Raw genomic sequence first — 18,540 nt, 5'->3', positions numbered from 1 at the left:
CAAAAGTGGATGCCGGTTTTGCGAATGGAATACGCGCAAAATATTGGCTAAGAGCATTTTCTGCGACAATGCTCGCTGCGCGCCCTGCGCGGGCGGGCTCGGCCCCAACCGCGATTTCAAAATGTCCGCGCTGAAAATCCTCGTGATCCCCGGATCGCTTCGCGCCGGCTCGCTCAACGCGAAGCTGGCCGCTGTGCTGACGCAGCAACTGGCGCAGTGTGGGGCCGACGTTACCCGCATCTCGCTCGCCGATTTCCCGCTGCCGATCTACGACGGCGATCTGCAGGCCAAGTCGGGCGTGCCGCAGCACGCCGTCAATCTCAAGCGGATGATCGGCGCCCATCATGGCGTGCTGATCGTGACGCCGGAATACAATTCGTCGGTGCCCGCGCTGGTGAAGAATACGATCGACTGGGTCAGCCGCGTGCAGGATCCGAATGAGGCCCGCGGCCAGGTGTTCCGCGACCGCGTGTTCGCGATCGCCGCTGCGTCCGGCAACCGGCTCGGAGGCACCCGCGCGCTGGCGGCGCTGCGCCTGATCCTGTCCGCATGCCACGCCGCCGTGATCCCGAACCAGCTCGCGCTGTCATTCGCCGAGCAGGCCTATGACGATATGGATCGCCTGAAGCACCAGGCCGACATCGAGGCGATGCGCGCGCTGGTGCAGCAGTTGATCGACCATTCCCAACGCATGATGTGAGGTGACATGCAGCCTGCCAGGATCGCTTCCAGAGACCGGTTGATTGTGGCGCTCGATCTGCCCTCGGTGGCAGCCGCGGAGGCGATGATCGACAAGCTCGGCGACAGCGTGACTTTCTACAAGATCGGCTATCAGCTTGGTTATGCCGGTGGCCTGGCAATGGCGAAGCAGCTTGCAGGCAGTGGAAAGAAGGTGTTCCTCGATCTGAAGATGCACGACATCGGCAACACGGTAGCGCGCGGCGTCGAGAGCGTCGCGAGCCTCGGCGCAACCTTCCTCACCGTGCACGCCTATCCGCAGACCATGAAGGCCGCGGTCGACGCCCGCGCCGGCTCGGGCCTGAAGATCCTCGCGGTCACCGTTCTGACCTCCTACGACGACAATGATCTTCACGCGGCGGGCTATCGCCTCAACGTCTCCGATCTCGTCGAGACGCGCGCCCGGCAGGCGCAGGCGCTCGGTGTCGACGGCATCGTGAGCTCGCCCGAGGAGGCAGCGGCGTTGCGCGCAATCATCGGCGACCGGATGAACCTGGTGACCCCGGGCATCCGTCCGGCAGGTGCGGCCACCGGCGACCAGAAACGGATCATGACGCCGGCCCGTGCGATTGCCGCCGGTGCCGACTATCTGGTGGTCGGGCGACCGGTCGTGGACGCATCGGATCCGAAGGCCGCGGCAGACGCCATTCAGGCCGAGATCGCAGAGGCGATCGCCTGACCACCAATGAGGGAGAACAGAGATGGCAAAAGGATATTGGGTCGCGCGCGTCGATGTGAGCAATGAGGAAGGCTACAAGCCCTATGCGGTGGCCAATCCCGGCATCTTCCAGAAGTTCGGGGGCAGATTCATCGTCCGCGGCGGCAAATTCAACAACCCTGAAGGCCAGAGCCGTTCGCGCAATGTCGTGATCGAATTCCCCGACTACGAAACGGCGATGGCCTGCTACAACTCGCCGGAATACCAGGCCAACATCAAGGTCCGGCAGCCGCATTCGATGGCCGATCTCATCATCATCGAGGGCTATGACGGCCCGCAGCCCTGATATCGGGCAGCCGGCTCGGTTGCCGGAACAGCTATGGCCGCCATTGTTTGAGCATGATCTCGATCGGAAAACCGGGTTTCCACTTTTCCGGATCATGCTTTATACGGCGGTGAGAGGTGAGCCATGGCTGACATGCGTCTGATTGTTGCGGGAGCCGGCGGCCGGATGGGTCGCACGCTGACGCGCGTGATTTCCGAAACCCCGGGTGCGGTCCTGGTGGGTGCGCTCGAGGCGCCGGGCTCGGAACTGTTGGGCAAAGACTCCGGCGTGCTCGCTGGTCTGCCGGCCAACGGCATTCCGCTGTCGGCCGACCTGTGGTCGATGTCGTCCAATGCCGACGGCATCCTGGATTTCACCGTGCCGGCAGCGAGCATCGCCAATGTCGCGATCGCGGCCCAGCGCGGCCTCGTTCATGTCATCGGCACCACCGGCATGTCGCCGTCGGACGATGCCGTGATCAGGAGCGTCACCGATCGTGCCATCGTGGTGAAGTCGGGCAATATGAGCCTCGGCGTCAATCTGCTCGCCGCGCTGGTCAGGCGCGTCGCGCAATCCCTCGACCAGGCCTTTGATATCGAAATCCTCGAGATGCATCACAAGTCCAAGATCGATGCGCCGTCCGGTACCGCCCTGATGCTCGGCGAGGCCGCGGCGGCGGGACGCCAGATCGCGCTGGCGCAACATTCGGCGCGCGGTCGCGACGGGCTGACCGGTGCGCGCCGTGCCGGCGACATCGGCTTTGCCTCGTTGCGCGGCGGCACCGCGGCCGGCGATCACAGCGTCATCTTTGCGGGTCCATTCGAGCGCATCACGCTGTCGCACCACGCCGAGGACCGCGCGCTGTTCGCGCAAGGCGCGCTGAAAGCGGCCCTGTGGGCGCATGGCAAGAAGCCCGGCATGTATTCGATGACCGATGTGCTCGGGCTGAGCGAATAAACCCCTCTGAAGCAAGAACGGAAACTTTGGAATGAGCGATCGTCTCCTTGTCCTCGTGCGGCACGGCCAAAGCGAATGGAATCTGAAGAATCTCTTCACCGGGTGGAAGGACCCCGATCTCACCGAGCAGGGCATCAGTGAAGCCAAGGAAGCCGGCCGCAAACTGAAGGCGCAGGGCCTGTCGTTCGACGTCGCCTTCACATCCGACCTTACGCGCGCACAGCACACGCTGAAGGTGATGCTCGCCGAGATCGGCCAGTCCGGATTGCCGACGACAGAGAATCTCGCGCTCAACGAGCGCGACTATGGCGATCTCTCGGGGCTCAACAAGGACGACGCCCGCAAGAAATGGGGCGAGGACCAGGTTCTGGTCTGGCGCCGTTCCTACGACGTGCCGCCGCCCGGCGGCGAGAGCCTGAAGGACACGCTGGCACGCGCGCTGCCCTATTACGTGCAGGAGATCCTGCCCGGCGTGCTGCGCGGCCAGCGCACGCTGGTCGCCGCCCACGGCAATTCGCTGCGCGCGCTGATCATGGTGCTGGAAAAGCTGACGCCCGAGCAGATCCTCAAGCGCGAACTCGCTACCGGCGCGCCGGTGGTCTACCGGCTCAACGCCGATTCCACCGTCGCGTCAAAAGTGGATCTGGCGTGATAATTGAACGCGTCATTCCGGGCCTGATGCTGTCACACCAGACCGGAATGACGAAGTGGTTGTCAATGCAATCCCACCTGCCCGGCTTCCCAGCCGAGCATGGCCTGCTTGCGGGTGACGCCCCAGTGATACCCGGTCAGCGCGCCGCTCTTGCCGAGTGCGCGGTGACACGGCACCACGAATGACACCGGGTTGCGTCCCACCGCGGCGCCGACCGCGCGCGAGGCCTTCGGGTTGCTGATCTTGTTGGCAATGTCGGAATAGCAGACCGCACGGCCCATCGGGATCTTGAGCAGCGTCTCCCACACCCGCACCTCGAAATCGGTGCCGATCAGCACCACGCGCAGCGGCTGGTCCGGCCGCCACAGCCGGGTGTCGAACACACGCTGGGCCAGCGCGGTGGTGCCGTCGGTATCCTCGACATAGGTCGCGTTCGGCCAGCGCCGCTTCATGTCGGCGAAGGCGGTCTGCTCGTCGCCGGGGTCGGCGAAGGCAAGGCCCGCCAGCCCGCGGCCTGTCGCGATCACGATCGCGGTGCCGAATGGCGAGGGATGGAAACCGTAGCGCAGCGTCATGCCGGCGCCGCCGTTCTTCCATTCGCCTGGCGACATCGCCTCGTGCGTCACGAACAGATCATGCAGCCGACCCGGCCCCGACAGGCCGGAATCGAGTGCCGCGTCGAGCACGCTTGCGGAGTCACGCAGCAGGCCCTTGGCGTGGTCCAGCGTCAGCGCCTGCATGAAGGCCTTTGGCGTCAGCGAGGCCCAGCGGCGGAACAGGTGGTGGAGTTCATCCGGTGTGACGCCGGCTGCGTCCGCCATCGACTCGATCGTCGGTTGCGTCCGCCAGTGTTCCGAGATGAAAGCGATCGCACGCCGCACCGAATCGTAGTCGCGCAGCGCGGCGTGCTGCGGGCCCGGCTTGGCCAGGCGTTGGTCATGTATGGCGAGTGTCATCATGGGATCTGATTTAGGAGCCATGGCGCGTTCGAACCACCCGATTTCTGACAAGCCCGCTCAAGCGACCGGATTGTAGGTGGGGCCACGTTTGGCGGTGTTCAATGCCGCGATCAAGGCTTTGGAAAAGCTAGCCTTTTCATCCGGGCTGAGGAAGCTGCCGATGCTGACCCGGCGGCCTCTGGAAATCAGGTAAAGCCGCTCGATGCCGAATTCCGCATGCGACTTCTGCTCGAACTGCACCCAGAGCGGATTGAGCACCCATTCCACGACATGGCCGCGGTGGCTGACCCGGCGCACCCGCAGCTCCGACGGCGTCACGCTGATCTCCTCGCTCGCCTTGGCGGTGCGGAAATTGACCTTGAACGCCCAATAAACCAGCAGGACGTCGAGCCCGAAGAAGCCGAAAATCGGCCATGCGCCCAGCCACCAGAACACCGCGCCGGCGATGAAGCTGATCGCGGTGACCGCGGTCATCAGCACGACGAAGCCGGTGCGGTTGAGCGAGCGGTGGGGCGTCAGCAACGCCGAGAACAGCATCGGCTCGGGCTCAAGATCATTGGTGGGATCAAAGTCGTTGCCTGCGGTCATGACGTATCAGTATATCCGGAACATGGCCAAAATCACCCGCCCTCAACGCGCCAAATCTCAACGCGTCAAGACAGCCAGCGTTCGCTCCGCGCCGAAGAAAAAGGCCGCGAAGTCGGTCAAGCCATCGCCGAAGCGCCCGGCCAGGAAGGCCGCGAAACCAAAGCCATGGACGGAGGCCGAGGTCTACGAGGCCTTCAGTCGGTTCCGCAAAGCCAATCCGGAGCCGAAGGGCGAGCTGGAACATCTCAACCCCTACACGCTGCTGGTCGCCGTTGTGCTTTCGGCACAGGCCACCGACGCCGGCGTCAACAAGGCGACGCGCGCGCTGTTTGCGGTCGCCGACACGCCCGGGAAGATGCTCGCGCTCGGTGAGGAAAAGGTGCGCGACTACATCAAGACGATCGGGCTCTACCGCAACAAGGCCAGGAACGTCATCGCGTTGTCCGAGAAGCTGATCGCGGAGTTCGGCGGCGAGGTGCCGCGCACCCGCGCGGAGATCGAGTCGCTGCCCGGCGCCGGCCGCAAGACCGCAAACGTGGTGCTCAACATGGCCTTCGGCGAGCACACGATGGCGGTCGATACCCATGTGTTTCGCGTCGGCAATCGCACCGGCCTCGCGCCCGGCAAGACGCCGCTCGAAGTCGAACTCGGACTGGAGAAGGTGATCCCGCCGGAGTTCATGTTGCACGCCCATCACTGGCTGATCCTGCACGGCCGTTACACCTGCCTGGCACGCGGACCGCGTTGCGGGGTCTGCCTGATCAATGATCTCTGCCGGTGGCCGGAGAAGGCCGTCTGAGGCATGCTCGACGCCATGCCTTGCCAGACCGGTATGTAGCTTGAGTGAAGGGGATGTCGTGACAGAGCAGGTTCAGACCACCGCGCCACCCGCCAGTCCGGCTGCGCCGTCAACGCCTCCGGCCGCGTCCAGCGGCTTCTGGGGCCGCTTCGCGATCCCGCTGTTTGCCGTGCTCGTCGCGCTCGCCTTCGTCGCACTGGCGACCATGCGTTGGGACGCCTGGGTCGGCAATGCCACAATCCAGAGTACGGATGATGCCTATGTCCGCGCCGAGCTGACCCAGCTCGCCAGCCGGGTCTCGGGCGAGGTGCTCACGGTCGCCGTCAGCGATTTCCAGCGCGTCAAGGCCGGCGATCTGCTGGTGCAGATCGATCCCGCCGATTATCAGGCGCAGGCCGCCCAGGCTGAGGCAGGCGTCGTCGGCGCACAGGCGGCGCTCGACAACCTCGGCAACCAGGTCGAGCTGCAATACGCGACGATTGCGCAGGCCGAAGCCGCGCGATTGTCCGCGGAGGCACAGCAGACCGAGGCGCGTCAGGAGCAGGAGCGTCAGCAGTCATTGTCACAAACCGATGCAGGCACACGGCAACGGCTTGAACAGGCGACCGCCGCCTATGCCAAGGCGCAGGCAGATGTCACCGCGAGCCGCGCTGTCATTGCAGCCCAGCGCCATCAGCTCGACGTCCTGCAAGGTACCAAGAAACAGCGTGCTGCCGATCTGGACGCCGCGAAGGCGCAGCTTGCAGCGGCAAATCTCAAGCTCGGCTACACCAGGATCGCCGCGCCGTTCGACGGCGTCACCGGCGAGCGGCAGGTGCAGCCGGGCGACTACGTCAACATCGGCACCAATCTGGTCAATGTCGTGCCGCTGCCGAACGTCTATGTGATCGCCAACTACAAGGAAACGCAGCTCACGCACGTCAAGCCGGGCCAGGCGGTCGAGATCACGATCGATTCGTTCCCCGGCCAGAAGCTGCACGGCCGCGTCGAGCGCGTGGCGCCGGCGAGCGGATCGCAATTCGCGCTGCTGCCACCCGACAACGCCACCGGCAATTTCACCAAGGTGGTGCAGCGCATCCCGGTGCGCATCCAGTTCGACAAGGGCCAGCCGCTGCTCGAGCGGCTGCTGCCGGGCATGTCGGTCGTCACCAGCATCGACACCGGCGGGGCGGCCGCGAATGACGGAAAATGACGACCGCACTCACGGCCCGGTATCGCAGGGCGGGATCGGACCGCAGCCGCTGTTCGCGGTCGGTGCGGTGTTGCTGGGCGCATTCCTGGCGAATTTCGACAGCCGCCTGACCACGGTCGGCCTGCCCGATCTGCGCGGCGCGTTCTCGCTCGGCTTCGACGAGGGGGCGTGGCTATCGACCGCCGCGATCGGCTCGCAGATCTTCGTGGCGCCGGCCGTCGCCTGGCTCGCCACCGCGTTCGGCCTGCGGCGGGTGCTCGGGATACCGAGCCTGATCTACGCGGTGGTCTCGCTGATCATCCCGTTCGTGCACGACTATCCGACGCTGATGGTGCTCAGCATCGCCCATGGCATGCTGCTCGGCACCTTCGTCCCCGCGACGCTGATGATCGTCCTGCGCAACCTGCCGATCCGCTGGTGGCTGCCGGCGATCTCGCTCTATTCGATCCGGGTCGGCTTCGCGCTTGACTCCTCGAGCTCGCTGGTCGGCTTCTACGTCGAGCATCTTGGCTGGCCGTGGCTGTACTGGCAGGGTGCGGTGGTCGCGCCGCTGATGGGCCTGATGGTCTATCTCGGCACGCCGAACGAGCCCGTCAATCGCGATCTGCTGCGCGATGCCGATTGGGGCGGCATGCTGCTGCTCGGTGCCGGTGTCGCGATGGTCTATGCCGGCCTCGATCAGGGCAACCGGCTCGACTGGCTGGAATCGGGCACGGTGATGGCGTTGTTGCTCGGTGGCGGCGCGTTGATCCTCGCCTTCATGATCAACGAGATGCTGGCGCTCCGGCCCTGGGCGCATTTCAACATCCTGTTCTCGCGCAATATCGGGCTCTCGCTGATCGTCATTGTCCTGTACACACTGACCAGCCTGTCGAACTCGTCTCTGGTACCGAACTTCCTCGGCACCATCACGGCGCTGCGGCCGGAGCAATCCGGCGCACTGCTGCTGGCCTACGGGGCGCTGCCGATGTTCGTGCTGGTGCCGATCTCGATCCTGCTTCTCCGCCACCTTGATCCGCGCATCGTCGTCGTGCTCGGCTTCTCGGCATTCGCAGCCGCCAATCTCTGGGGCACGCAGCTGACCCACGCATGGGCGCGGGAGGATTTTATCGGCATCGTTCTGCTGCAGTCGGTCGGGCAGGCGCTCACGCTGCTGCCGATCATCATCATGGCGCTCGCCAACTCCGACCCATCGCGGGCGACCGCGTTCGCGGCCTATATCCAGATCTGCCGGCTTGGCGGTGCCGAGATCGGCATCGCGTTGATGGGTACCTGGCTGCGCGTCCGCGAGCAGATCCACTCTGCCTATCTCGGCTTGCATGTCCAGAACGGCGATGTCGACGTCAGGCAATTGCTGCAACAGTTGGCGGAGGGCTTCTCGGCACATGGCGTGGGGACGGCGTTGGGGCGAGCGGTCGGCACGCTCGCTGCGCTGGTGCAGCGCGAGGCGAACGTGCTGGCTTACATCGATGGCTTCTGGCTTTGCTTCTGGTTCGGCATGTTGGCGCTTTTCCTGGTCGCATTGATCAAGCGCGCGCCAGCCGGTCCCCTGTCGCCCGTGCCCGTCGATCTTGCGATCAAGGTGCCGTGGAAGCGCGGCGCGAAGACGGCGCCGCCTCGTCCCTAGTTGGTATCCTCAATTTATAGTGAATACTGCGCGGCGTCCGTTACCGGCGGCGCACGAAATATTTCGCTCGCCCGGCGGTTTCACATACCGGGAAATCAAATCGGGATGAGCCTCATGAAGCAAACGGCCGCGCTTGTCGCGGTAGCGACGTCTGTCCCGCCGCATCTCTTCCGTCAGGAGCAGGTGTTGCAGGCCGCACGCAATCTTCTGGCCGACCGCTATCCGGAATTCGAGACGCTATCGAGCCTTTTCGCGAACACCGGCATCCAGCGCCGCTATGGCGTGAAGCCGGTCGAATGGTATCTCGAGCCGCGCGGTTGGCCGGAGCGGACACAGGCCTTCTTGGAAGGCGCCGAAGCGCTCTTCGTTGACGTCGCGCGCAAGGCACTGGTCCGGGCAAATCTGTCCGGCGTCGACATCGATGTCGTTGTCACCGTGTGCTCGACCGGAATCGCGACGCCGACCCTGGAGGCGCGCGTTGCTGGCAGGCTCGGCCTTCGGCCCGACGTGTCACGCGTGCCGGTGTTCGGCCTCGGCTGCGCGGGAGGTGTTTCGGGCCTGTCGATCGCATCCCGGCTCGCGGAAGCGCGGCCGGGCGCAAACGTGCTGCTGGTCGCGCTCGAACTCTGCACGCTCGCGGTCAGGCATGACGAACTCAGCAAGGCCAACATCGTTGCCGCCAGCCTGTTCGGGGACGGGGCCGCGGCGATCGTGCTCCGCGCCGGCGATGGCGGCGCGACGCGCATCGAAGCGACCGGCGAGCAGCTTTGGCCGGACACGCTCGACATAATGGGGTGGACCGTCGATCGCGAAGGATTCGGCGTGGTCTTTCAGCGGACCATTCCCGATTTTGTCCGTCAGCACCTGGGGACCGCGGTGGCCGACATCCTTGCCCGGATGCAACTGGCGGTCGACGATGTCGATCGCTTCCTCTGTCATCCCGGCGGCGCCAAGGTCATTGCGGCGCTGGAGCGGGCGCTCGCGCTGGACCAGGGTACGCTCGATCATGAGCGCGACGTGATCGCGGATTGCGGCAACATGTCGGCGCCGACCGTCCTCTTTGTCCTTGAACGTGCGTGGATGCGAGGGCTGCCGCCGCGTTCGCTCCTGACCGCGCTCGGCCCCGGCTTTACGCTCAGTTGTGTCGCGCTGAGGCATGCGGCGTGAGCCCTGCATCGCTTATTCTCACCTTGGTGACGCTTCAGCGATTGGGCGAACTCGTGCTGTCGCGTCATAATACCAGCCGATTGCTGGCCCGCGGCGCGGTCGAAGTCGGCGCTGGTCACTATCCGCTCATTGTGTCGGTGCACGCCGGCTGGCTTATTGCGCTGTGGATCTGGGGTCGCGGCCAGGACGTTAATCTGGCAGCAATTGCCGCCTACCTGGCGCTGCAGGGAATGCGCGTTTGGGTTCTCGCTAGCCTCGGTCCACGATGGACCACGCGGATTATCGTCCTGCCCGGCGAGCCGCTGACTCTGTCAGGGCCATACCGGTATTTCTCGCATCCGAACTATGCGGTCGTCGTCGGGGAGATCGCGCTGCTGCCGCTTGCGCTGCATCTGCCCGCGCTGGCCGTGATCTTCACACTCCTCAATCTCGCGGTCCTCGCCATCCGGGTCCGCGCCGAGACGCGCGCGCTCCGCATGGTCGGCGGGCCACGCACCAGCGCCCCATGAGCGAGCCGACCGGGTGCCGCGCCGAGAACCCATCCATTGCGACCTGGACGGGATTTCTCCTGATGTGCGTTGGCATGTTCATGGCGATCCTCGATATTCAGGTCGTTGCGACCTCGCTGCCGGCGATCCAGCGCGCCCTCGAGATTTCACGGCAGGCCATGAGCTGGATCCAGACCGCCTATTTGATCGCGGAGGTGATCGCAATTCCGCTGACCGGATTGCTCACGCGTGCGCTGTCGCTGCGCGGGCTGTTCGTCACGGCCGTGATCCTGTTCACCGTCGCATCCATCGGGTGCGCCGTCAGTAGTGGCTTTGCCCTGCTGCTCGCGTTTCGCATCCTGCAGGGCTTCTCCGGCGGCGTCGTGATTCCCGTGGTGTTCTCCGCCGTGTTCATGCTGTTTCCGCAACGTCTCCATGCCGTGGCTACCACGATCGGCGGTGTCGTGGCGGTACTCGCGCCCACCGTCGGTCCTGTGGTGGGCGGCTGGATCACGCAGACCTGGTCGTGGCCATGGCTTTTCCTGATCAATGTCGTTCCGGGAGTGATTGTTGCGGCCATCACGCCATTTCTGCTTCCACGCGACGCGGCCGATTTCAGCGAATTGTCGAAGCTCGACAAATGGGGGTTGGTCCTGCTGGCGGCGGTGCTCGCAAGTTTCGAGATCGGGCTCAAGGAGGCGCCGCAGCGCGGATGGGCCTCGGTGATTTGTCTGAGCTTGCTGGCCGGCAGCGCAGCCGGGATGGCGATCCTGATCCGGCGCACGCTGCGCGCGGCGCAGCCGCTCGCGCGGCTGTTGATATTCCGGCGGCGGTCATTCGCGGTCGGCTGCGCGCTGAGCTTTTGCCTGGGCGTCGCGCTGTACGGTTCGGTCTATCTGTTGCCGGTTTTCCTGGGCTTCGTCCGCCGACACGACGCCTTCGAGATCGGCACGACTATGCTGGTGACTGGCATCGCACAGCTCGTGGCAGCGCCGCTTGCCGCGATCCTCGAGAACCGCATTGGCGCGCGCCTGTTGACCGGCGCAGGCTTTGCGCTGCTCGCAATCGGCCTCGGCCTGAGCGCGTTGGAGCCGCGCACCGCTGATTTCGGTGAGATGTTTTGGCCGCAGATCGTGCGTGGAGTGGCGATCATGTTCTGCCTGTTGCCGCCGACACGAATTGCGCTGGGCGCCTTGCCCGAGGCCGAGGTGGCTGACGCCAGCGGGCTGTTCAACCTGGCGCGGAATCTGGGCGGCGCGATCGGCATCGCCCTGATCGATACGATCCTCTATGGCCGCAGTCCGATCCACGCGGACGATTTGCGTGCGCGATTGTTGGCGGGAGACCTCACCGCGGCGCAGGCCATCGGCCTCGATCCGAAGCTGTTGATCGACCGTCCGCCGGGACCGCCCGACGATGCCACGATTGCGTTTGTCCGCCCGCTGGTCGAGAGGGCGTCGCTCGCGCTCTCCGTCAACGAGGCATGGGCGATGCTCGCGGGCATTGCGATCATGGGGTTGTTATTGGTGCAGCTCGCGCGCGATTCGGCGGTTCCCCCGGCATCGAAGCCACCGGAGGCGGGCTAGACGATGGGTACGCCGCTACGTCGCGCCCGCTCCAGCAATTCCGGCCGTGGGCCGGACAGGCGTTTGTGCATATGGACCATGAAGGCCATGCCGAACAGCGGCGTCGCCAGATTGACGATCGGGATCGAGACGAAGGCTGCAATGAACAGGCCGGCGGTAAACACGGCCGACGCATTGTCCCGGCGCATCGCCTTGGTGTCCTCGGGTGAGCGGAATCGCATCGCCGCGAGCTCGAAATACTCGCGCCCGAGCAGCCACGCGGTCGCGATGAAGAACACGATGAAGCCGGCGCCGGCGAACAGGACGAAGGGAACCGCGATAAGGTAGACCAGAACCGTCAGCAGCGCGGTTTTGACGCCCTGGGTCATCGAGAGCGCGAAGGGCGGTGCGACACCCGGCTGCTCGGCGGGATAGTGCTCGCGCTCGACGATGTCGGCGACGTCGTCGACGAAGAAGCTCGCCACCAGCGAGGTGATCGCAGGCATCAGGAAGATGCCGCCGAGCACGACGCCGAGACCGGCGGCGATCGAGATCATCCAGGACAGCACGTTCAGCGCGGAATGGAAGTTGGGGCCGAGCATGCCTTCGGCCCAGACCTCGCCATAGCCGGCAAACCAGCTCAGCAGTCGCTGCAACCCGATCGCGAGCACGATGATCAGCACCAGCGCGAGCCCGATCGAGCGCCAAAGGATCGAGCGCATCGGCGGCGACAGGATTTGCGAAAGCGCCTTGACGGCGGCGTCGAACATGACCGGGGTACCTCTGCAAAATTCCTCGCGAGAGGTAGACACCCAATGTGGCTTCGGCAAGTGCCGTTTGTGTTTCGATCAAGCGTCGAGCGGCCTGCCGCGGACTGCAGGGCCCCAGATACCGATCGCGACGACCACGATGACCATCGCCGCCGTGATCAGGCCGAACACCCCGGCGACGCCGGCCTGCTTCAGCATGAAGGCCACGATGAAACCCGAGAAGGTCGCGCTGAGCCGGCTCATCGAATAGACGAGGCCGGCGGCGCGCGCCCGGATCGCGGTCGGGAACACCTCGGTCTGGTACGCATGATAGGCGTAGGACATCGTCATGTTGGTGCCGGTCAACAGCACGCCGCTGGCGATCAGCAGAGCCGGCTCGGTGAATTGCGAAAAGGAGAGGCCGAATAGGATGGTCGCGGCAGCTGCGCCGCAGATGATCGATTTTCGCTCGAAGCGATCGGCGAAGGTCGCAGCGAGCAGGGGCGCCAGCGGATAGGCGATCGCAATGATGAAGGAATATTGCAGGCTCTTGGTGACGTTGATGCCCTTCTCGACCAGGAAGGCCGGGACCCAGTTGGAGAAACCGTAGAAGCCGAACGCCTGGCAGAGATTGAAGACCATGAACAGCACGACGAGCGACGCATAAGGCGGCTTGAACAGATCGGCAAAGCCCGACGTCATCGGGGCGCGCGCCGGCGTCATCGCAACCGCCGGCGCCGGGCGCGTCGTGGCCGTGCCGGCGGTCGCCTCGAGTTTCCGCATGATTGCGTCGGCGTCGCGCGCGCGGCCGTGCCGGGCAAGCCAGAGCGGGCTCTCCGGCACGTAGAGCCGCAGCACCCAGATGATCATGCTCGCCGCGGAGCCGATCAGCACGACCCAGCGCCAGCCGTCGACGCCGTAAGGCGTGAGCGGCACCAGCCACCAGGCCAGCGCGGCAACGATCGGCACCGCCGACAGCATCACCGCCTGGTTGATCGCAAAGGCACGGCCGCGCATCCAGCTTGGCACGAGCTCGGTGATGTAGGCATCGATGGTGATGACCTCGATGCCGATCCCGATCCCGGCGATGAAACGCCACAGCAGAAGGCCGCCCGGCGTGGTCTGGCAGGCCATGATCACGGAAGCTGCGCTGTAGAACAGCAGCGACCAGGTGAAGACCGCCTTGCGACCAAAACGATCGGCCAGGAAGCCGAGGAAGAAGGTGCCGACGAACAGGCCCGCAAAGGTCGCGGCAACGAAGGCGCCGATGCCGGAGAAGCCGAAGAAGGCCTGCGTGGTCGTGGTCATCAACCCGCTGCGGGCCAGGCCCGGCGCGATGTAGCCGGTGAAGAACAGATCGTAGATTTCGAAACAGCCGCCGAGCGACAGCAGGATCACCAGCCGCCAGACATAGCCGGACGCGGGCAGGGCTTCGAGCCGCCGCGAGATATCGTCCGGCCCATTTGCCGTGCTGGCATGATCGATCACTGAGCCGACGTCGACGGCGCTCATGCTGGTCCTCCCGAATGGTCCAATGGCCGCCTTTCTTGCGAAGGCGTGCCGGTCGCGCCATGTTTGGCAGCCGGGAGCCAGAAATCCAGACGAACATATCGAAGGGACCGTTCGATAATTTCGATTTCAGGCATGGAGGGTGGCGTCCCAGGCGCCGCGACCGACCTCTTCGGCAATCAGTGCAACGATCAACCGGCGCATTTCCTCCATCACATAGGTCATCGGACGGTTTCGCAGGCGGCAGAGATAGAGCGTGCGGATCAGCTTCGGCTCGATCACCTCGCGTACCACCAGTTTTCCGGCCTTCAACGGCTCGCTGACGAAGTGCGTCGTCGCGATCGTGCAGCCCAAGCCCGCGGTCAGCGCGCCGATCATGCCGCTGGTCGAGTTGAGATGCATGATCGCGTTGGCCTCCAGCCGCTTCAGCGGCACGGGGTCGTCCAGCAGGGCGCGGGCCGACAGCCCCTGCCGCAACAGGATCAGCGGCAACTGCGCCACCTCCTCGAGAGTGATCGGCGCCCCGGTATTGCCAATCAGCTTGGCAGTGCCGACGCAGAACATCTGCTCTTCCAGCACCGGTTCGGCGATCAGGTCCTTTTCCGACGGCGGATTGTAGACCAGCGCGAGGTCGACCTCCGAACTCATCAGATGCAGCAGCGTCGCGCCGGAGAGGCTCTCGGTCAGCGACAGCTTCAGGTTCGGATATTTGGTCAGCACAGTCCGCATCAGCGGCACGCCGATCGCCTTCATCCCGGAATTGGCCATGCCGATCGAGATGTCGCCGGCAATGGCGCTGCCGCCTTCCTTGATCTCGCGCTCGGCCGCGGCCATCGCGCGCAGGATGATGCGGGCATGCTCATAGAGCCGTTCGCCGGCTGCGGTCGGTTCCATGCCGCGTGGCTTGCGCTCGAACAGGGGCGTCGAGAATTCGGCCTCGAGGTTGCCGATATGGTGGCTCAGCGCGGATTGCGCGACGTTGGCCTGGTCGGCCGCGCGGGAGAGGTTGCGCTGCTCGTAGACGGCGATGAAATAGCGTAGCTGGCGCGAGTCCATGGCCTCTAGCGTTCTAGAACCGCGAATACACTATTCGACAGATTATATTTTTCAGATGGCAAGCGGAAGCCTAGTCTGCGCCGATACCAACGAGCTCGGAGGAACCGATGACCGGAAATGGACTGCCGCTGGAAGGCGTGAGGGTCGTCGAGATGACCCACATGGTGATGGGTCCGACCTGCGGCATGATCCTGGCCCAATTGGGCGCCGAGGTGATCAAGGTCGAGCCGCCCGCCGGCGACAAGACGCGCGCGCTCGGCGGCATGGGGACCTCGTTCTTCCCGCTGTTCAACCGCGGCAAGCGCAGCATCGTGCTCGATCTTGCAAAGGCTGAGGACCGCGAGACGATGCACCGGCTGCTCGCCAGCGCCGACGCGTTCCTGGAAAACTTTCGCGACGGCCTGCTCGAGAAGCAGGGGCTCGGTGCGGACGAGCTGCGCAAGCGGCATCCGCATCTGATCGTCACCGGACACAAGGGCTTCCTGTCGGGCCCCTATGATCACCGGCCCGCGCTCGACGAGGTCGTGCAGATGATGTCCGGGCTCGCGGCGATGACCGGCACGCGCGACAAGCCCCAGCGCGTCGGTTCGTCCGCCAACGACATCATGGGCGGCATGTTCGGGGTGATCGCGATCCTCGCCGCGCTCTACCAGAAGCGCGGCGGCAGGACCGATGGTGCCGACATCCGCATCGGCCTGTTCGAGAACTGCCTGTTCCTGGTAGCCCAGCACATGGTCGAGTACGAGATGACCGGCCGCCAGCCGCGCTCGATGCCCGAGCGGGAGCACGCCTGGCCGATCTACGACATCTTCGACACAGAAGGCGGTGATCGCATCTTCATCGGCGTCGTCACCGAAGGTCATTGGCAGAGCTTCTGCCGCGAGTTCGGCCTCAAGGATTTCGCCGAGGATCCGTCGCTGCGTACCACCACTGACCGCATCATGGCGCGCGAGCGGATCATTCCGCGCGTCGCCGAAGAGATCAAGCGCTGGAGCGCTGCAGACCTGTCGGCGAAGCTCGACTCGCTCAACATCTGCTTCTCGCCGATCAACCGGCCCGAGGATCTGCTCAAGGATCCGCATGTGCTGCGCCCCGGCGGGCTCGTGAGCAATGTGAATGCCGACGGCAAGCCGTTCCATGTTCCGGCATTGCCGGTCGAATGGAACGGGCGCCATATCGGCGACGGCCTGAAGGTCCCCGTGCTCGGCGCCGACACCCAGGCGGTGCGGGCCGAACTCGACGGGCATCAATACAATCCAACCGGAAACGCTGCGTGAGGCTGCCATGACCCGTGTCCACGATATCTATCCCGGCGACAAGGTGACCCTGCGCGAGGTCGGCCTGCGCGATGGATTGCAGCTTGTGAAGACGTTCCCGTCGACATCCGCGAAGCAGCGCTGGGTGCGCGACGAATATGCCGCCGGCGTCAGGCATTTCGAGGTCGGCTCGTTCCTGCCGGCAAAGACCTTTCCGCAATTCGTCGACGTACGTGACGTCGTCGCGACGATAGCTTCGCTCCCCGGCGCGCACGGCGTCGCGCTGGCGCTGAACGAGCGCGGCGTCAACGAGGCGCTGGCCTCCGGCACAGCCGAGATCGCCTCGGTGGTGTCGGCGACCGAGGAGCACAGCCAGGCCAACGCCAATCGCTCGCGCGACTCCGCGATCGAGAACATCAGGCGGCTCTGCGAGTTGCGCGACGCCAGCGCGCACAAGCCACTGGTCAATGCCGCGATCTCGATGGCGCTGGGCTGTTCGATCGTCGGTGACGTCGATCCGAAGGAGGTGCTGCGCCTCACCGAGAAGCTCTATGAAGTTGGCGTCGACATGGTCGCGATCGCCGACACCGTCGGCTATGCCGGCCCGAAGCAGGTCGGCGAATTGACCAAGGGCGCGGTCAGGATCGCCGGATCGAAGCCCGTCTGCATCCACCTGCACGACACCCGCGGCATGGGCATCGCCAACGCCGCCGCCGCGCTCGACGAAGGCGCCCGCGTGCTCGACGGCTCGCTCGGCGGCCTCGGCGGCTGTCCGTTCGCGCCGGGCGCGACCGGCAATGTGGTGTTCGAGGATCTCGTCTTCCTCTGCGAGAGCAAGGGATTTCCGACCGGCGTCGATATCGACGCCCTGATCGAGGTGCGCGGGATCCTCACATCCGAGATGCCGAACGAGCCGCTCTATGGCGGCCTCGCGCGTGCAGGGCTGCCGCGCGGGACGAACGCGAGGGCTGCCTGATCTTTCTTCTCCCTCGCCCCGCTCTTGCGGGGAGAGGGTGGGGTGAGGGGCTGCTTCTGCGAGTGAACTGTTCGGATGGACCCGTACCCACTCACCCCGATCGCATCTCGCGATGTGATCCGACCTCTTTCCGCAAGCGGGGCGAGGCAAGTAGATTTCGCTGCGCTTCATCCGGGCTACGGCAGCACCGGCTCCGTGGCCGTCCGCATCATTTCGCCAACCGGAAGCGGCGCCGCTTCGTCAGTCGCTTGAGGAACGAGCGGCGGCGACTTGTTTTCTGGAAACACACCGAATTCGCCCGCTACCTCCTGGAGCGGCTTCTGCTTGTCGGCCCAGTGCAGGGCCGTGTAGTCGAATCCGTGCACGATGGTAGGTTTGACGATTTCGAAATAGGGCGAGATGTCGAAGTCGCGCGGCATATAGAGCGAGGAATCGCGGATATGCAGGATCTCTCGGCGTGCCTTGCGGCTGGCGGCGCGCGTGATCTTGGGCAGGATCGGGTAGCGCACGGCATCGAAGGCCTGCGCGATCAGCGCGGAGCAGATGATCTTGGTCGGATCGCCGGAGCCGAACGCGATCATGCGCCGCCGCCAGCGCTGCGGGATCGGCAGGGGAAACAGGAAGCGAGCCAGGTCGACGATGTTCTTGGTGTCGTAGCCGAAGCCGATCCGGTTGATCGCATAGCGGCACACCGTCGTGCGGTCCTCGTATGACAGGCCGACCGGCCGGCAGATGCGGGTGTGGTAGGTGAAGTATTTCGACAGCGGCGCCGACGTCACGCCTTCGCCGACATTGGCCTCGATCAGCACATGCTGTTCGCCGTCGGCCTCGAACGCGCCGTCGATCGGTCCGACGAACAGCGCGGCGTGGGACCATGTCGACTGCGTCAGGTATTTGATGATGCCGGAAATCCGGTTGTTGCCTTCGACCAGCAGAACATCGCCGGGCTGGATGATGCCTCGCAGATGGTCCGGATCGCTCGGCGTAAACGGCTCGTAGCCAGGGACCTCCTTTTGCAGGTACCCCGCGATCCACTTGCCAAGAGTATCGAGCACGAGCCCCATGGAATCCCCCCAGCGGTTCTACGACCGCTTGTTTCTCACTTAATCATGATCGCAAGCCGTTTCAATTTAGTTCATGCGTCAAGCGGATCAATCATGATTGATTTACCATGAGTGTTGCTGCGACCTGAGAGATGCGGCACAGTTCGCGAAGCGTTCCCATTTGCCGCAAGTCGCCGGAAACCATGCCAGACAACTTGCCAGAAGACTTGCCGGAA

The 18,540-nt window shown here is 64.8% G+C and carries 19 protein-coding genes; 13 read left to right on the top strand and 6 right to left on the bottom strand.

The window, feature by feature from the left end; genetic code table 11:
• Window positions 1-121 precede the first annotated feature (121 nt).
• The 5 genes from JQ586_RS17355 (at window position 122) to JQ586_RS17335 (ending at window position 3,330) form a co-directional block, all read left to right on the top strand.
• A complete protein-coding gene (locus tag JQ586_RS17355; protein WP_212395818.1) occupies window positions 122-700 on the top strand; it encodes an NADPH-dependent FMN reductase in 579 nt (192 codons plus the stop codon).
• A gap of 6 nt (window positions 701-706) precedes the next feature.
• Window positions 707-1,417: an orotidine-5'-phosphate decarboxylase gene (gene pyrF, locus JQ586_RS17350; RefSeq protein WP_212395817.1), complete on the top strand. Its 711-nt coding sequence runs from the start codon at window positions 707-709 to the stop codon at window positions 1,415-1,417.
• A gap of 22 nt (window positions 1,418-1,439) precedes the next feature.
• Window positions 1,440-1,742: a DUF1330 domain-containing protein gene (locus JQ586_RS17345; RefSeq protein WP_212395816.1), complete on the top strand. Its 303-nt coding sequence runs from the start codon at window positions 1,440-1,442 to the stop codon at window positions 1,740-1,742.
• A 123-nt stretch (window positions 1,743-1,865) separates the two neighbouring features.
• Window positions 1,866-2,678 (top strand): 4-hydroxy-tetrahydrodipicolinate reductase, encoded by an 813-nt coding sequence (gene dapB / locus JQ586_RS17340; RefSeq protein WP_212395815.1) that lies wholly within the window; start codon window positions 1,866-1,868, stop codon window positions 2,676-2,678.
• 31 nt (window positions 2,679-2,709) lie between these two features.
• Complete coding sequence (locus tag JQ586_RS17335) at window positions 2,710-3,330, top strand: 2,3-bisphosphoglycerate-dependent phosphoglycerate mutase (protein ID WP_212395814.1); 621 nt, start codon at window positions 2,710-2,712, stop codon at window positions 3,328-3,330.
• A gap of 62 nt (window positions 3,331-3,392) precedes the next feature.
• Here the strand turns inward: JQ586_RS17335 and JQ586_RS17330 are convergent, their stop codons facing one another.
• Together JQ586_RS17330 and JQ586_RS17325 are read right to left on the bottom strand one after the other, a co-directional pair.
• Window positions 3,393-4,289 (bottom strand): bifunctional helix-turn-helix domain-containing protein/methylated-DNA--[protein]-cysteine S-methyltransferase, encoded by an 897-nt coding sequence (locus JQ586_RS17330; RefSeq protein WP_212395925.1) that lies wholly within the window; start codon window positions 4,287-4,289, stop codon window positions 3,393-3,395.
• Between the two features lie 57 nt (window positions 4,290-4,346).
• Entirely contained in the window at window positions 4,347-4,877 is a 531-nt protein-coding gene (locus JQ586_RS17325) for a DUF2244 domain-containing protein (RefSeq protein ID WP_212395813.1), read from the bottom strand.
• Between the two features lie 22 nt (window positions 4,878-4,899).
• On the opposite strand from JQ586_RS17325, the gene nth reads away from it, so the two are divergent.
• The 6 genes from nth to JQ586_RS17295 all read left to right on the top strand — a co-directional run bounded on the left by nth (window position 4,900) and on the right by JQ586_RS17295 (window position 11,736).
• Entirely contained in the window at window positions 4,900-5,676 is a 777-nt protein-coding gene (gene nth / locus JQ586_RS17320; protein WP_212395812.1) for an endonuclease III, read from the top strand.
• Between the two features lie 58 nt (window positions 5,677-5,734).
• Entirely contained in the window at window positions 5,735-6,868 is a 1,134-nt protein-coding gene (locus tag JQ586_RS17315; RefSeq protein WP_312016978.1) for an HlyD family secretion protein, read from the top strand.
• On the top strand, window positions 6,855-8,495 hold the full coding sequence (locus JQ586_RS17310) for an MFS transporter (protein WP_212395810.1): 1,641 nt from the start codon (window positions 6,855-6,857) through the stop codon (window positions 8,493-8,495). The genes JQ586_RS17315 and JQ586_RS17310 overlap by 14 nt, the downstream gene beginning before the upstream one ends.
• A gap of 114 nt (window positions 8,496-8,609) precedes the next feature.
• A complete protein-coding gene (locus JQ586_RS17305) occupies window positions 8,610-9,662 on the top strand; it encodes a type III polyketide synthase (protein ID WP_212395809.1) in 1,053 nt (350 codons plus the stop codon).
• On the top strand, window positions 9,659-10,171 hold the full coding sequence (locus JQ586_RS17300; protein WP_212395808.1) for an isoprenylcysteine carboxyl methyltransferase family protein: 513 nt from the start codon (window positions 9,659-9,661) through the stop codon (window positions 10,169-10,171). Before JQ586_RS17305 ends, JQ586_RS17300 begins: the two co-directional genes overlap by 4 nt.
• On the top strand, window positions 10,168-11,736 hold the full coding sequence (locus JQ586_RS17295) for a DHA2 family efflux MFS transporter permease subunit (RefSeq protein WP_249147708.1): 1,569 nt from the start codon (window positions 10,168-10,170) through the stop codon (window positions 11,734-11,736). Before JQ586_RS17300 ends, JQ586_RS17295 begins: the two co-directional genes overlap by 4 nt.
• On the opposite strand, the gene JQ586_RS17290 is transcribed toward JQ586_RS17295, so the two are convergent.
• From JQ586_RS17290 to JQ586_RS17280, 3 genes are all read right to left on the bottom strand, one after another.
• On the bottom strand, window positions 11,733-12,485 hold the full coding sequence (locus tag JQ586_RS17290; RefSeq protein WP_212395807.1) for a sulfate transporter family protein: 753 nt from the start codon (window positions 12,483-12,485) through the stop codon (window positions 11,733-11,735). The two genes, JQ586_RS17295 and JQ586_RS17290, sit on opposite strands and share 4 nt — an antisense overlap.
• Before the next feature lie 78 nt (window positions 12,486-12,563).
• The gene (locus JQ586_RS17285; RefSeq protein WP_212395806.1) at window positions 12,564-13,976 is read right to left on the bottom strand and encodes an MFS transporter; all 1,413 of its coding nucleotides are present in this window, start codon (window positions 13,974-13,976) and stop codon (window positions 12,564-12,566) included.
• 126 nt (window positions 13,977-14,102) lie between these two features.
• On the bottom strand, window positions 14,103-15,029 hold the full coding sequence (locus tag JQ586_RS17280; RefSeq protein ID WP_212395805.1) for a LysR family transcriptional regulator: 927 nt from the start codon (window positions 15,027-15,029) through the stop codon (window positions 14,103-14,105).
• Window positions 15,030-15,136: 107 nt separating this feature from the next.
• Here JQ586_RS17280 and JQ586_RS17275 point away from each other — a divergent pair, with 107 nt between their 5' ends.
• Both JQ586_RS17275 and JQ586_RS17270 read left to right on the top strand, forming a co-directional pair.
• A complete protein-coding gene (locus JQ586_RS17275) occupies window positions 15,137-16,306 on the top strand; it encodes a CaiB/BaiF CoA-transferase family protein (RefSeq protein WP_212395804.1) in 1,170 nt (389 codons plus the stop codon).
• Window positions 16,307-16,313: 7 nt separating this feature from the next.
• Window positions 16,314-17,261 (top strand): hydroxymethylglutaryl-CoA lyase, encoded by a 948-nt coding sequence (locus JQ586_RS17270; protein ID WP_212395803.1) that lies wholly within the window; start codon window positions 16,314-16,316, stop codon window positions 17,259-17,261.
• Window positions 17,262-17,437: 176 nt separating this feature from the next.
• On the opposite strand, the gene JQ586_RS17265 is transcribed toward JQ586_RS17270, so the two are convergent.
• Window positions 17,438-18,325: a YiiX/YebB-like N1pC/P60 family cysteine hydrolase gene (locus tag JQ586_RS17265; RefSeq protein ID WP_249147707.1), complete on the bottom strand. Its 888-nt coding sequence runs from the start codon at window positions 18,323-18,325 to the stop codon at window positions 17,438-17,440.
• Window positions 18,326-18,540 lie beyond the last annotated feature (215 nt).

This window comes from Bradyrhizobium jicamae (assembly GCF_018130215.1).
Classification (GTDB): Bacteria; Pseudomonadota; Alphaproteobacteria; order Rhizobiales; family Xanthobacteraceae; genus Bradyrhizobium; species Bradyrhizobium jicamae_A.
Note: the sequence above shows the minus strand (reverse complement) of the source record. Positions and strands in the feature narration are given on the sequence as shown.

What these genes read in the sequence shown, in the direction of transcription:
- nth (WP_212395812.1), top strand. Translation starts at nt 4,900, where the DNA reads ATGGCCAAAATCACCCGCCCTCAACGCGCCAAATCTCAACGCGTCAAG.
- JQ586_RS17355 (WP_212395818.1), top strand. Translation starts at nt 122, where the DNA reads ATGTCCGCGCTGAAAATCCTCGTGATCCCCGGATCGCTTCGCGCCGGC.
- JQ586_RS17345 (WP_212395816.1), top strand. Translation starts at nt 1,440, where the DNA reads ATGGCAAAAGGATATTGGGTCGCGCGCGTCGATGTGAGCAATGAGGAA.
- pyrF (WP_212395817.1), top strand. Translation starts at nt 707, where the DNA reads ATGCAGCCTGCCAGGATCGCTTCCAGAGACCGGTTGATTGTGGCGCTC.
- JQ586_RS17285 (WP_212395806.1), bottom strand. Translation starts at nt 13,976, where the DNA reads ATGAGCGCCGTCGACGTCGGCTCAGTGATCGATCATGCCAGCACGGCA.
- JQ586_RS17310 (WP_212395810.1), top strand. Translation starts at nt 6,855, where the DNA reads ATGACGGAAAATGACGACCGCACTCACGGCCCGGTATCGCAGGGCGGG.
- JQ586_RS17305 (WP_212395809.1), top strand. Translation starts at nt 8,610, where the DNA reads ATGAAGCAAACGGCCGCGCTTGTCGCGGTAGCGACGTCTGTCCCGCCG.
- JQ586_RS17290 (WP_212395807.1), bottom strand. Translation starts at nt 12,485, where the DNA reads ATGTTCGACGCCGCCGTCAAGGCGCTTTCGCAAATCCTGTCGCCGCCG.
- JQ586_RS17265 (WP_249147707.1), bottom strand. Translation starts at nt 18,325, where the DNA reads ATGGGGCTCGTGCTCGATACTCTTGGCAAGTGGATCGCGGGGTACCTG.
- JQ586_RS17295 (WP_249147708.1), top strand. Translation starts at nt 10,168, where the DNA reads ATGAGCGAGCCGACCGGGTGCCGCGCCGAGAACCCATCCATTGCGACC.
- dapB (WP_212395815.1), top strand. Translation starts at nt 1,866, where the DNA reads ATGGCTGACATGCGTCTGATTGTTGCGGGAGCCGGCGGCCGGATGGGT.
- JQ586_RS17325 (WP_212395813.1), bottom strand. Translation starts at nt 4,877, where the DNA reads ATGACCGCAGGCAACGACTTTGATCCCACCAATGATCTTGAGCCCGAG.
- JQ586_RS17270 (WP_212395803.1), top strand. Translation starts at nt 16,314, where the DNA reads ATGACCCGTGTCCACGATATCTATCCCGGCGACAAGGTGACCCTGCGC.
- JQ586_RS17335 (WP_212395814.1), top strand. Translation starts at nt 2,710, where the DNA reads ATGAGCGATCGTCTCCTTGTCCTCGTGCGGCACGGCCAAAGCGAATGG.
- JQ586_RS17275 (WP_212395804.1), top strand. Translation starts at nt 15,137, where the DNA reads ATGACCGGAAATGGACTGCCGCTGGAAGGCGTGAGGGTCGTCGAGATG.
- JQ586_RS17280 (WP_212395805.1), bottom strand. Translation starts at nt 15,029, where the DNA reads ATGGACTCGCGCCAGCTACGCTATTTCATCGCCGTCTACGAGCAGCGC.
- JQ586_RS17330 (WP_212395925.1), bottom strand. Translation starts at nt 4,289, where the DNA reads ATGATGACACTCGCCATACATGACCAACGCCTGGCCAAGCCGGGCCCG.